The organism is Kouleothrix sp. 19917 (assembly GCF_057073505.1).
This window is the reverse complement of the sequence record NZ_CP097099.1, coordinates 5475741-5488186: the sequence shown is the minus strand read 5'-3', so window position 1 is coordinate 5488186 and position 12446 is coordinate 5475741. Positions and strand designations below refer to the sequence as shown.

Annotated in this window: 11 protein-coding genes; 4 read left to right on the top strand and 7 right to left on the bottom strand. The window is 64.9% G+C overall.

The genetic code is table 11. The annotated features are described in order from the left end of the window. Positions 1-245: 245 nt before the first annotated feature. On the top strand, positions 246-1100 hold the full coding sequence (locus M1P90_RS22195) for a transglutaminase domain-containing protein (RefSeq protein WP_483697580.1): 855 nt from the start codon (positions 246-248) through the stop codon (positions 1098-1100). Then, positions 1097-2011, top strand: a complete 915-nt coding sequence (locus M1P90_RS22190; protein WP_483697578.1) for a transglutaminase-like domain-containing protein — start codon at positions 1097-1099, stop codon at positions 2009-2011. Before M1P90_RS22195 ends, M1P90_RS22190 begins: the two co-directional genes overlap by 4 nt. Before the next feature lie 10 nt (positions 2012-2021). Here the strand turns inward: M1P90_RS22190 and M1P90_RS22185 are convergent, their stop codons facing one another. Further along, the gene (locus tag M1P90_RS22185) at positions 2022-2381 is read right to left on the bottom strand and encodes a hypothetical protein (protein WP_483697577.1); all 360 of its coding nucleotides are present in this window, start codon (positions 2379-2381) and stop codon (positions 2022-2024) included. Between the two features lie 366 nt (positions 2382-2747). Here M1P90_RS22185 and M1P90_RS22180 point away from each other — a divergent pair, with 366 nt between their 5' ends. Beyond that, a complete protein-coding gene (locus tag M1P90_RS22180) occupies positions 2748-4091 on the top strand; it encodes an aminotransferase class III-fold pyridoxal phosphate-dependent enzyme (protein WP_483697575.1) in 1344 nt (447 codons plus the stop codon). Positions 4092-4274: 183 nt separating this feature from the next. After that, on the top strand, positions 4275-5750 hold the full coding sequence (locus M1P90_RS22175) for an aldehyde dehydrogenase family protein (protein WP_483697574.1): 1476 nt from the start codon (positions 4275-4277) through the stop codon (positions 5748-5750). Positions 5751-5922: 172 nt separating this feature from the next. On the opposite strand, the gene M1P90_RS22170 is transcribed toward M1P90_RS22175, so the two are convergent. The 6 genes from M1P90_RS22170 to M1P90_RS22145 all read right to left on the bottom strand — a co-directional run bounded on the left by M1P90_RS22170 (position 5923) and on the right by M1P90_RS22145 (position 12181). Beyond that, on the bottom strand, positions 5923-6369 hold the full coding sequence (locus tag M1P90_RS22170) for a cyclic nucleotide-binding domain-containing protein (protein ID WP_483697573.1): 447 nt from the start codon (positions 6367-6369) through the stop codon (positions 5923-5925). Between the two features lie 409 nt (positions 6370-6778). After that, complete coding sequence (locus M1P90_RS22165; protein WP_483697572.1) at positions 6779-7219, bottom strand: hypothetical protein; 441 nt, start codon at positions 7217-7219, stop codon at positions 6779-6781. Further along, a complete protein-coding gene (locus tag M1P90_RS22160) occupies positions 7206-8024 on the bottom strand; it encodes an FAD-binding domain-containing protein (protein WP_483697571.1) in 819 nt (272 codons plus the stop codon). Before M1P90_RS22160 ends, M1P90_RS22165 begins: the two co-directional genes overlap by 14 nt. An 8-nt stretch (positions 8025-8032) precedes the next feature. After that, complete coding sequence (locus tag M1P90_RS22155) at positions 8033-8191, bottom strand: DUF2256 domain-containing protein (RefSeq protein ID WP_483697570.1); 159 nt, start codon at positions 8189-8191, stop codon at positions 8033-8035. Between the two features lie 519 nt (positions 8192-8710). Continuing rightward, positions 8711-9667: a COX15/CtaA family protein gene (locus M1P90_RS22150; protein WP_483697569.1), complete on the bottom strand. Its 957-nt coding sequence runs from the start codon at positions 9665-9667 to the stop codon at positions 8711-8713. A 51-nt stretch (positions 9668-9718) separates the two neighbouring features. After that, the gene (locus M1P90_RS22145; RefSeq protein WP_483697568.1) at positions 9719-12181 is read right to left on the bottom strand and encodes an AfsR/SARP family transcriptional regulator; all 2463 of its coding nucleotides are present in this window, start codon (positions 12179-12181) and stop codon (positions 9719-9721) included. Between the last annotated feature and the right edge of the window lie 265 nt (positions 12182-12446).

Here is a 12446-nt window from a genome sequence, read left to right as displayed (position 1 = left end):
CTTTTCTTTTGTTCGGTTTTCCGCGCGGAGCGCGGAAAACCGAACAAAAAATAATCGAAAGTCCTTGCTGCCGCAGGCAAAAAGAACAGCGTTAACCTGTGAAATTGCGCAAATGCGCAAGGTACACAGCATCACAACGGCACGTTTGTTGCAACACCATTGGCAAACTGAGATACAGCGATGTAAGAGCGCGGTCCGTTTTTCGGGCCGCCTCTTCGCATGTTGGCAAGGAAAGAGAAACCTGTATGCGCGTTCGTGTTGGCTGTGATTTGACGCTGGAATCGTCGGCCCCAACTCCCACGGTGGCGCTGGTGCGCCCGCGCGAACAGGATGGCGCACAGCGCCTGATCGACGAGCGACTGACCACCACGCCGGGTATTGCAATCGAGCCGTTTGTGGATGGCTTTGGCAACACGCTCTGGCGCTGGACATCGCCAGCGGGCACGCTGCGCCTGCGCTACGACGCGCTGGTGGAAGTGCCGCGCGCGCCCGACCCCGACCTGAGCGGTCTGCCCGGCACGCTGGTCGACGCGCTGCCGAGCGAGGCCTTGCAGTTCACGCTGCCCAGCCGCCACTGCCAGTCCGATCTGGCGCTGAGCGACGCGTGGGAGCTGTTCAGCGCCGCCGACGACGGCGCGGCGCGGGTGCAGGCGATCTGCGACTGGGCGCACGCGAATATCGAATATGGCTATGGCAACAGCAATGCGCGCACCTCGGGCTGGGAAGCCTACCAGCAGCGGCGTGGTGTGTGCCGCGATTTCGCGCATATTGGCGTAATGTTCTGCCGGGCGATGAACATCCCGGCGCGCTATGTCTGCGGCTACCTGCCCGACATCGACGTGCCGTATAATCCTATTCCAATGGACTTTCACGCCTGGTTCGAGGCCTACATCGACGGGGCGTGGCGCACCTACGACGCCCGCCACAATGTGCCGCGCATTGGGCGCGTGGTGGTGGCGCGCGGTCGCGACGCCATCGACGGCGCGTTTCTTACCTGCTATGGCCCCAGCACGCTGGCCGGTTTCACCGTCTGGGCCGATGAAGTTGCCGACACCATTACACTCGACGTGCCAATCGTACACTTAGAGGTGCAGGGATGAGCCCAGTGCAGTTTTCTGCCGAGCCCGCGCTCGACGCCGTGCAGCTGATCGATCACCGCACGGTGACGTGGAACAATGTGCGCCATTCGTGCTACTGGATCCACAAGCGTTTCCACTATACCTACCCCGGCCCCATCCGCGAACTCCAGCAGCGCCTGGTCGTCATCCCGCCCGAGCAGCATGGCGACCAGGAACTGAGCGAGTGCCGGGCATGGGTGGTGGGCGCGCAGGGCCAGGAAAGCACCAGCGTCGACCAGTTTGGCAACCAGGTGCTGGTGTTCTCGGTGCCCGAAGTGCGCAGCAGCGTGACATTTGAGGTGACGCTGCGTGTGAAGCGGGCGCGCTTCCCCGACGTGCTGCCCTGGCTCTGTGATGCCGAGGCCGCCACCTTCCGCGAGCCAACGCCCCTGACCGGCAGCAGCCGCCGCATCGCCACAGTCGCAAGTGACCTTGCCCGCCAGCATCACGCGCCCGAGGCGCTGGCCGACGCGATCAACACGTGGGTGTGGCAGGCGATGCGCTACGTCGGCGGGGTGACGACGGTGGCAACCAGCGCCGCCGACGCGCTGCTGCTTGGGCGCGGGCTGTGCCAGGATTACTCGCACGTCATGCTGGCGATCTGCCGGGCGGCTGGCCTGCCGGCGCGCTATGTTTCCGGCCACCTGCTGGGCGAGGGCGGCTCGCACGCCTGGGTGGAAGTGCTGCTGCCAGCCGCGCAGGGCGGCTTTGTGGCGGTGCCATTCGACCCGACCAACCATCGCCGCGCCAACCTGAGCTACATCACCATCGCCGTCGGCCGCGACTACCGCGACGTTTCGCCAACCTCGGGCACGTACATCGCGCCCTACCAGGGGCGGCTCACCGCCAGCAAGCGCGCCGGAGTGACGTGTGTGGAGTATGCGGCGGCGTAGGGTTGCGAATTTACGATTGACGATTTGCGATTGACGATTGGGCGAACGATGAATGTTTGCGTCCTGAGTGCGGCGTAGCCGCGTATCGAAGCGAAGTCCTGAGCTTGCCGAAGGTGGCGCGTCGCAACCACGTGGCAACCAGATGTTTCACCGCAAAGGGAGCGAAGAGCGCAAAGGATTTAAGATTGACGATTGAGGTGAGCCACAACTGACCGCTGATCACTCGTTCCCGGCAGGTGATCACTCGTTCCCGGCAGGTGATCACTCGTTCCCGGCAGGTGATCACTCGTTCCCGGCAGGTGATCAGCCATTCCCGGCAGGTGATCAGCCATTCCCGGCAGGTGATCACTCGTTCCCGGCAGGTGATCACTCATTCACCCACTGCCCACTGCCTCCTGCCTCCTACCCACTGCCCACTACCTCCTGCCCACTACCTCCTGCCCACTGCCCACTGCCCACTGCCCACTGCCCACTGCCTCCTGCCTCCTGCCTCCTGCCTCCTGCCCACTGCCTCCTGCCTCCTGCCCACTGCCTCCTGCCTCCTGCCCCAGCCCTCCCCAATCGCCTGTTTCGCGCTTCTTGACACCGCGCCGAGACCTGATACTATAGGTACTTTCCGAGCCGGCTGGCGCGGCCGCCCGGTTGCGCATCGCACTCCTGGCAATCGCATGGCGCTGGCGCCCCGCCGCGCATCACTGCGCGTCGCTCCCCTTCCAATAGCTAATGGAGAGAAGCAATGGACTCAACCCTTTCCCGCCAGGAGATCCTCGACATCTCGCGCGAAACCACGCTGTACGAATGGACTTCGCAAAAAGCCATGAAGCCGCTGGTGATCGACCGCGCCAAGGGCATCTATATGTGGGATGCCGACGGCAAGCGCTACATGGACTTCAACTCGCAGCTGATGTGCGTGAACATCGGCCACGGCGACCAGCGCGTGATCGACGCGGTGCGCGCCCAGATGGAAAAGGTCTGCTACATTGCGCCGACGGTCGCCACCACCTCGCCGCGCGCCGAGCTGGGCCAGCTGCTGAAAGACATCACGCCCGGCAACCTGAGCAAAGCCTTCTTCACCAATGGCGGCGCCGAGGCCAACGAGAACGCGATCAAGATTGCGCGCATGTACAGCGGGCGGCACAAAATCCTGGTGCGCTACCGCGCCTACCACGGCGCCACTGCCGGCGCAATCACGCTCACCGGCGACCCGCGCCGCTGGGCGGCCGAGCCGGGCATCCCCGGCGTGGTGCGCATTCCCGATTTCTACCCCTACCGCGCCGGCAAGGATGTGGACGACGCCGAGTATGCCGCATCGGTGCTGAACGCCACCGAGGACATCATTCAGTTCGAAGGGCCGCACACCATCGCTGCCATGATCATCGAGACGGTGGTTGGCACCAACGGCATTCTGATCCCGTCGGCGGCCTACATTCAGGGGCTGCGCGCGCTGTGCGACAAGTATGGCATCCTGCTGATCTGCGACGAGGTGATGAGCGGCTTTGGCCGCACCGGCGAGTGGTTCGCGGTCGATCACTGGGGCGTGGTGCCCGACATGATGACCCTGGCGAAGGGCCTGACCTCGGCGTATGTGCCGCTGGGCGCAACCATGGTCACCGATACGATTGCCGAATACTTCGAGGATCACCCGCTCTACGCCGGCCTGACCTACAACGCGCACTCGGTTGGCTGCGCGGCTGGCGTGGCCTGCATCAACATCTACAAAGAAGACAAGCTGATCGAGAATGCGCGCGCCATGGGCGAGATCGTCAAGGCCGAGCTGGCGAAGATGAAAGACAAGCACCCCAGCATTGGCGACACGCGCGCGATTGGCCTGTTCAGCCTCGTGGAGCTGGTGAAGAACCGCGACACCCGCGAGCCGCTGACGCCCTACAACCCGCGCCCCGATCAGCTTGGCCCCATGCCGGCCTTTAACGCATTCCTGCGCGAAAACGGCCTGTTCACCTTTGTGCGCTGGAACACCTTCTTTGTCAACCCGCCGCTCACGATCACCGAGCAGGAACTGCGCGAAGGGCTGGCGATCATCGACCGTGGGCTCGATATTATTGATGCGGCGGTTGCGTAGCACACGCGCGATGCGCATACGCCTGCGGCAGCTTTGTGTGCAATTTTCCTGGCATAGCCAGGAAAATTGCACACAAGAAAAGAATGAGTACCGCGCTTCCCGAACTCGATGAAGGGCTGCCGAAGGCAAGCAGCGCGGCTGCACGAGCCGTAAATAACAAAAGAACCTCGCAGGAGAGAAACAGTGAAAACCTACAGAAACTATATTGGCGGCGAGTGGGTCGAGTCGGTGTCGAAGCGGCGCGTGCCAAACATCAACCCGTCCGACACAGGCGACGTGCTGGGCGAAACGCCCCTGGCAACGCGCGACGAGGCGGCGGCGGCCTGCGCCGTGGCGGGCGATGCCTTTCGGGAGTGGCGGCGCGTGCCGGCCCCACGGCGCGGCGCAATCGTTTCGCGCGCGGCGCAGCTGATGCAGGAGCGGCGCAACGAGATTGCCCGCGCCGTGGCGCGCGAAGAAGGCAAGCTGGTGAGCGAGGCCCAGGGCGAGATGAACCGCTCGATCAATGTGGCCGAGTTCAGTGGCGCGCACGGCCGCCGCCTGAATGGCGTGACCATTCCGCTCGAGCTGCCGAACAACTTCGGCTACACCCTGCGCATCCCGCGTGGCGTGGCCGCCCTGATCACGCCGTGGAACTTCCCGGTTGCTATTCCCGTGTGGAAAATCGCGCCCGCGCTGGTGGCTGGCAATAGCGTTGTTTTCAAGCCCTCGCCGCTCACGCCCGAAACCACCGAGCTGCTGATGCAGTGCTTTATCGACGCGGGCGTGCCGGCTGGCGTGCTGAACATGGTGCATGGCGACGCCGACGTGGGCACGACCTTTATCGACCACCCGGCGGTGAAGTGCGTGTCGTTCACCGGCTCGACGCCCGTGGGCAAGGCGATCTACGAGCAGGCTGCCCGGCGCGGCATTGCGGCGCAGTGCGAAATGGGCGGCAAGAACCCGGTGATCGTGCTGGAAGACGCCGACCTCGACCTGGCCGTGGCGGGCGTGCTCTCGGGCGCGTTTGGCAGCACCGGCCAGCGCTGCACCGCCACTAGCCGCGTCATTCTGCTACACCCGGTTGCCGACGCCTTTCTGGAGCGGCTGACCCACGCAGCCATGGCGATGCGCCTGGGCAACAGCCAGGAAGATGGCGTCGATATGGGGCCGATCGTCAGCGAAAGCCAGATGCGGCGTGTGCTGGAATATATCGAAATCGGCAAGGGCGAGGGCGCGGAGCTGCTGTGCGGCGGCAAGCGTGCCAGCGCGGGCGCGCTCGGCAAGGGCTATTTCGTCGAGCCGACGGTGTTCGACCGGGTGCGGCCCGAGATGCGGATCGCGCAGGAAGAAATCTTCGGCCCGGTGCTGTCGGTTATTCGCGTGGAAAGCTTCGAGGAAGCCATGGCCGCCGCGAACGACTCGCCCTTCGGCCTGACATCCAGCATCTACACGCGCGACGCGATGCGCATGTTCCGCTACATCGACGAGATCGAAACCGGCATGACGCACGTCAACTCGCCAACGCTGGGCGGCGAGGCGCAGGTGCCGTTTGGCGGAACCAAGGACACGGCGGTCGGCCCGACCGAGCAGGGCACCGAGGTGTTCGATTTCTACACCGAAACCAAGGTCGCGTATATCGACTACACCGGCGCCAAGCGCGAAGGAAAGCTGTACTAAACAGTATTCAGGAGCCAGGAGTCAGAAGCCAGTCTGCGCCAGACTTCCTGAACTTTCGTAGCACGCACAGCATTTCAAAGCAGCACGCGCCCGTTACGAACTACGCACTACGCACTATGAAGCCAAAATCATAGTGCGTAGTGCGTAGTTCGTTCGGTAATCTGTGGATGACTTACGAGCGCACGCGCAGGTCGGTCTGGCGCATTTTCAGCGCGAGGTCGCCGGCCAGGTTGCGCATCAGAATAAAGCCCAGCTCGAAATCCTCGTTGCAAATTTCCATCAGGTCGGCGCGGCGCAGCATCAGCAGGCGCGCATCGGGCGTGCCCACTCGCGCCGTCGCCGTGCGAATGCCCTCATCCACCAGCGCCACCTCGCCAAACGACTGGCCGCGCTGCAGGCGCGCCACCGTCAGCGGCGCATCCGACGACGGCGACTGCACCTGAATGTCGATCTCGCCGTTCAGAATGATGTAGAGCCCGTCGCTGCGCGTGTTCTGCTCGAACACCACCTCGCCCTCGCGCAGGCGATGCTCGACGCAAATGCCCGAAATGCGCTCAAGCCGCTCGGCGCTCAGATCATCGAATATATCCACGTTTGCAAGCATATCGGCGTAGGACATGCGCTGGCCTCCTGTGCGTGTGCGAGTGCATGCTCAGAATATATCGTATGTCAATAGGAATGCGATGATCAGCGTGGCACAGTAGTATGAATTGTTATGCAGGTTGCACGGCGGATTTATATAGTGTGAAGGCGATTCTGCCGCATTCTCAGGCCAGGAAACATCGCTGGCCGCCCATCTTTTTATTTAGAAATCAAAGCAATCTGTTCATCAAAAATTTATAGCTGCCCTCTATACTCGCTGTATCAGAAAGCAGCGAGATGAGCCCCCGACTGTCTCATCGTATCTTCGCAGAACCTGATGTGAGGAAGCTGCCTGAGCCGGCTCTGGCCGGCGCGCGCACCGCTCCACGCTTCGCCGCACTCGCTGCGTCACGAATGCGTGGCGCGGCGTTTTTGTGCCTGCGTGTTCAGCCAAACAGGGGAAGCTGGCCGAAAGCGTAGCGCTGCGCGACCTGCCAGTAGCGCGCAAAACGCCGCAGATCGAGCCGCCCGGTGTAGGCGATCAGCGGCTCGACGGGCAGGATTTCCACGGCCAGCTCGCGCTCAAGCGCGGCGCAGATGGCGGCAAAGCGCGGGCTGGGGCTTTCGGCTGTAACAATGCGGCCCGCGCCGTGTTCGCGCGCAAAGGCCAGCAGCTCGGCCGCAACGTCGCCGCGCCGAATCGCAACCGGCAGCTCCAGCAGGCATTCGTAAATAAACACCACGCGCTTCAGGCTCACGCCCCACTCGTCGAGCAGCGCGTCGTCCCACACCCACAGCGCGGGCGCGTCGGGGTGCGCCAGCAGGGCCGGGCCGCCCGGGCTGAGGCAATCGCCGTGCACCCAGACGATTGTGTCACTGGCCGGCATCGGCGGCTCCTTCCTCGGTGGGGCGCAGCGGAAACAGAACCGCCTCAAGCTCGTCGTAGCTGCCTTCAAAATCGCAATGCCCGTAGAGCGGGCACTCGAAGCAGTAGATCGCGTCGCTGTAGCGTTCGAGGTTCTCGCGGTTGAAAATATAGGGTTTGTGGCTGAAGGTGCTGGCGACCCACTGCCACGACATGTTGTTGCTGGCGGGGTCGCCGTCGAGCAGGTGCTGGAGGAACCAGCGCGCGCCGGCCTGCCATGCCACCCGCCGCCAGTGGACGACATAGGCGGCCAGCCACATGCGCGCATGGTTGTGGATGTAGCCAGTGGCGCACAGCTCGGCCACAAAACCGTCGATGCAGGGCAGGCCGGTGCGACCCTCGGCAATGTCGGCCGGCAACTCGGGCGCGTAATCGCCCGGCGCGAAGCCGGTTTTGTAGAACTCCTGATCGCGCCAGATGCCGTCGCCAATACGCGCGTAAAGGCGCTGGAAATAATCGCGCCAGGCCAGCTCGTTCACCAGCTTGGCGGCCAGTTGCGCCCGGCGCACGCGCCGCACCGCCGCGTCGCGCATTTCGGCCAGGCTCAGCACGCCGTGGCGCAGGTAGGGCGAAAGGCGGGTGACCGCGCCGGCGAGGTAGCTGCGCGTGCGGGCGTAGAGCTGCGGGTCGAGCGGTTCGAGCAGGGCATCGGCGGCGGCGCGCCCGCCCCGCATCGGGCTGACGTGGTCGTCGTGGGCGGTGGCTGCGGGGAACTCGGCGCGCAGGTAGGCCACAAGCTCATCGCGCGAACTGAACTCGCGGCGCATGTTGGCGCTCATGGCGTGGCCGGGCGGGCGGATCGGCGGCGGCGGCAGGCATCGCTGCAGTAGCGCACTTCGTCCCAGTGGCGCGCCCACTTCTTGCGCCACACAAAGGGCCGGCCGCACACCGGGCAGATTTTAGTGGGGAGATCCTGCTTTTTCACACCGCGCATGGCGCTCGCTCCTCGTTTCGCTGCTATGGGTACGCAGAGCTGCGCGAAACGGATTGCGGGCAGCGATGAGTGGGTGAAGGGGTGACGGGGTGACGGGGTGAGCGCAGAGCGTAGAACCGAGAACCAAACAGTCGGCAGTCGGCAGGAGGCACAGAACCGAACAGTCGGCAGTAGGCAGTCGGCAGGAGGCAGTAGGCAGTGGGCACAGAACCGAACAGTCGGCAGTAGGCAGTAGGCAGTAGGCAGTAGGCAGTCGGCAGTCGGCAGGGGGCACAGAACCGAACAGTCGGCAGTAGGCAGTCGGCAGGAGGCACAGAACCGAACAGTCGGCAGTCGGCAGGAGGCACAGAACCGAACAGTCGGCAGTCGGCAGTCGGCAGTGGGCAGTAAACAAAACCTTCAAACTTTCCAACCTGCAACTTGCAACCCTTTGCGCCCTTCGCGCCCTTCGCGGTGAAAAATCCTGCCGTCGGTCGTCGTTCGTCGGCCGCGCAACCTGCAACCTGCGAACATTCCAACCTACAACGCGGTTTGCGCCTCGCCGGCGAACACACCCACCCGCGCATCGGCCGGCTCGGCCAGGGCGGTGGCGGCGGCCAGCACCAGCGTGAGCCAGACCATGTCGGCCATCAGCAGGTGGATAAGCTGCATGGCCACGGGCGCGAGCAGCGCCACATTCAGCACGCCAATCACCAATTGCGCAATGAAAATACCAAACAGCACGCGGGCGAACGTGCGCATGGCCGGGCCGGGCCGCCGGGCCGCCGCGAACCAGCCGGTGGCAATCGCGAACGCGCCCACCAGCACAGCCAGAATGGGGTGAACCACGCGCAGCTGAATGAGGAAGTGCGCGGTTGGCGAAAGATCCTGCTGCAAGCCCTGCGCCAGCGACTGCGCGGGGAATAGCGTATCGCCCAGCGCGGTAACTGCGCCGGTGGCACCAACGGCAATTGCGCCCAGCAGCGCCACCGCGAACATACCCAGCACCGCGCCTTGCCCGCGCAGCCGCACGCGCGCTCCGCCCGAAGCCCACCAGGCCGTCAGCACCAGCGCGGCCAGCAGCAGGAACGTATTTACAAGGTGGATGCCAAGCGAAACGGCGCGCGCCGCCGAGTCGTTCTTGTCGGTCAGGCCCAGCAGCACCAGGCCCGCGCCCACCAGCGCCTCGGTGATCATAAAGAACATCGTCATGCCCGCGCCCAGGCGCACTGCATGGCCGCGCGGGTAGGCGCGCCAGGCCCACACCAGCCCGGCAATCGCCAGCAGCAGTGCCACGCCGCTGCTCAGGCGGTGGGCGTATTCGACCATGGTGGTGACGGCGGGCTCCTGCGGGATGATCTGCCCATTGCAGAGCGGCCAGTGGCTGCCGCAGCCCGCGCCCGAGCCCGAAGCGCGCACATATGCGCCCCACAGGATCACCACGAGGTTGTAGGCCAGCGCGGCCCAGGCAAATGTACGAAATCGGGAGCGTGTCATAAACGCACCTTTGTGTTATTCACCAATCAGTGCGTACATATTATCACAATCTCAGTCGGTTTCGCGCGCGGCCAGCGCATCCAGCCACGCCGCGGTTGGCGTCGTCACCCAGTCGCGCATAAACACGCAGAATTTTTCGTGGCCCACCGTGAAATCAACCGCCTCGACGCGCTCGAACAGCACCTGCTCGGCGGCCATGCGCCACTGGTCGGCGTTTTTCCACACATAGAAGGTGTAGGCCAGATCGGGCGTGGTGAGCACATAGCGCGTGGCGTTCACAAACACCATGCCCTGGGTTGGTGAAAGGCTCTGGTAGCTGTCGGTGTCCATCCAGAAGCGATCAACGGCGACCAGCTGGCCCGGCAGCAGCGGCGCGCGCGTGTCGAGGAATTGCCAGATCGCGGCTGCGCACGGGTCGAACATGCTCCACTCGCGCTCTTCGGGCCGCAGCGTCACAAAGCAGTTGAAGCCCGTCACCGCGCCGCTGCCGTTGCGAAACACCTGCACGCCCTGCGGCTGGCGGCTGAACCAGCGCGCCGCAATCAGCGCCGATGGCTCGCCTTCGTGGCGGCGCACCATCTCGATCAGCGCGGGCCAGTCGGCAGTGCCAGGCGAATCTTCGCGCAGGCCGGCAACATCGTTCCAGCTGAACGCCGAGCGGATCAGCGGGTTGTCGTGCAGGAAAATCAGGTCGAGCAGCATCAGGTGCTGGTCGTGGCCGTGGCTGCGCTCGAACGCGGCCATGTAGAAGCCGCGCGCGCGGCCATGCAGCTCGTGGTGCCAGGGCGGGTTGCGCCACTTCAGGTCGGCGGCCAGCGCCTCGCGCGCCAGGTCGTGCGCGAAAATGCCCCGCGGCCCCGCCGAAATAAACGACAGGTCGCGCAGCCACTCGAACAGCTCGCGCGCCTCGGGTGCATCGAGCATGGCCGCCAGCAGCGGCTCGCTCATCACGCGCACCTGCGAGCAGGCTTCCAGCGCGGCGCGGTGCGCCACACTCGGCACGCTGGCGGCAAAGCGCTCGATCAGCGCGCGCACAATATCGGGCGAGGCCACGCTTTCGAATTGCTGGCCCGGGCGCTGCAGCAATAGCTCGACGGCAAGCGAGAGCGCCAGCGGGTAGCCATGCGTAAACTGCAGCACGGCGCTGCGCTGCTCGGCAGGAATGCTGCGCCGCTGCAGGTAGTCGGCGGCCTCGGCTTCGCTCAGGTTGCCAAGCTGCAGCGACTGCGTCATTTCCTGCCAGCCCGGGTCGACACGCCAGCCGGCGTTGGGTGGGTTGCGCCCGGCCAGCACAACCATGGCCTCGCTCGGCAACTGTGGCAGAAACTGGTCGCGCAGCCAGGCGTCGAGCGGTGCCAGCAGCTCGTAGGTATCGACCAGCAGGACATAACGATCGGGCAGGGTATCGGGCGCGCCGGGGTCGTTCAGGGCCTCGCGCAAGGCGTTTACAAAGCCATCGGGCGTGGGCTGAATGTTGCGCCCGTCGAGCGTGGTGGCGGGCGTGCCGGCTTCGGCGCACAGGCGCGCATATTCGGCCAGCAGGGTGCTTTTGCCCACGCCGCCGGGGCCATACACATGCAGCACCGCAAAAGGCGGCTCGGCGTCGGCCAGCGCGGCGGCAAAGGCGGCCAGCTCGCCGCTGCGGCCCACAAAGCTGCGCCGCCGCGCCGATTGGAGGCGCGCAGCAAGCCGCCCGCTGGCAGGTGCGGGAGCAGGGGCGGGTGCAGGAGTGGGCGGCGGCGCGGCAACGGCGCGGCTGGCCCGATCCAGCGAGCCAGCGGCAATCGCCTGGTACAGCGCGGTTGTTTCGGGGTCGGGCTCGACGCCCAGCTCGCGCTCAAGCACATCGCGGCAAGCGCGGAACTGTGCCAGCGCGGCGGCGCGGTCGCCGGCCTGGTAGTGCAGCCGCATCAGCGCCCGGTGAAAACGCTCTTGCAGCGGGTCGGCATTCATGGCACTGCGGGCGTGCTGAAGCGCGCGATCCCAGCTTCCCTGCGCGGTATACGCCTCGATCAGCTGGTCGAGCGCGTTGAGCCAGCGCTGCTGCCAGCGCTCGCGCTCCAGGCGCAGCCATTCGTCGTAGCCTGCGCTGTCGCGCACGCCAAAGCCATCCAGAAAGCTGCCGCGATACAGGCCGGCCGCCTGTTCCAGCAGCTCGATGCGCTGCCCGGGCGTGGCGCTGCTGCGGTTTGCCGCCAGAATGGCCGCCTGAAACGCGTGCAGGTCGGCCCAGACCTCGGCGCTGGCCTGCCAGGCGAGCGTATCGCCCTCGGCGCGCAGCGGGAACAGCGGCAGCGCCTGCCGCAGGCGGGTGAGCGCGGTGCTCAGGCTGTTGCGGCCTTCGCGCTCGGCGCTGTCTTCCCACAGCAGCGCAATAATCTGGCTGCGCGAAAAGCTCCGTTCGCTTTCGGCGGCCAGGAACAGCAACAGTGCCTGCGCTTTCTGCGCGGGCAGATACAGTTCGCGCCCTTCATGCAAAATCGACGGAGCGCCAAGCAAACGCAAGCTCAACATCCAGCAGCCTCCTCCGCGCGTCGCGTGGCCGACAGTTGCCAAACATACCGTTCTGGTGGGGAGATCATTATAGCACGCGCCCGCGCAGCCGATATGCTGTGATGCAACTCTGCTTGCATACCAGCACATTCGAGGCGTGCGGCGCAGCTTCCAACATCTATGCGTAGGCCGCAGCGGAAAACGATCATTCCTGGTTGGAAGCACGCGGTTGCGCCAGCGCGCATATGCTATAATGGCGCGGTTACCCACCGCAGAAAGAAAAGCG

What these genes read in the sequence shown, in the direction of transcription:
- M1P90_RS22155 (WP_483697570.1), bottom strand. Translation starts at nt 8,191, where the DNA reads ATGCGCGGTGTGAAAAAGCAGGATCTCCCCACTAAAATCTGCCCGGTG.
- M1P90_RS22170 (WP_483697573.1), bottom strand. Translation starts at nt 6,369, where the DNA reads ATGTCCTACGCCGATATGCTTGCAAACGTGGATATATTCGATGATCTG.
- M1P90_RS22195 (WP_483697580.1), top strand. Translation starts at nt 246, where the DNA reads ATGCGCGTTCGTGTTGGCTGTGATTTGACGCTGGAATCGTCGGCCCCA.
- M1P90_RS22160 (WP_483697571.1), bottom strand. Translation starts at nt 8,024, where the DNA reads ATGCGCCGCGAGTTCAGTTCGCGCGATGAGCTTGTGGCCTACCTGCGC.
- M1P90_RS22190 (WP_483697578.1), top strand. Translation starts at nt 1,097, where the DNA reads ATGAGCCCAGTGCAGTTTTCTGCCGAGCCCGCGCTCGACGCCGTGCAG.
- M1P90_RS22150 (WP_483697569.1), bottom strand. Translation starts at nt 9,667, where the DNA reads ATGACACGCTCCCGATTTCGTACATTTGCCTGGGCCGCGCTGGCCTAC.
- M1P90_RS22180 (WP_483697575.1), top strand. Translation starts at nt 2,748, where the DNA reads ATGGACTCAACCCTTTCCCGCCAGGAGATCCTCGACATCTCGCGCGAA.
- M1P90_RS22165 (WP_483697572.1), bottom strand. Translation starts at nt 7,219, where the DNA reads ATGCCGGCCAGTGACACAATCGTCTGGGTGCACGGCGATTGCCTCAGC.
- M1P90_RS22145 (WP_483697568.1), bottom strand. Translation starts at nt 12,181, where the DNA reads ATGTTGAGCTTGCGTTTGCTTGGCGCTCCGTCGATTTTGCATGAAGGG.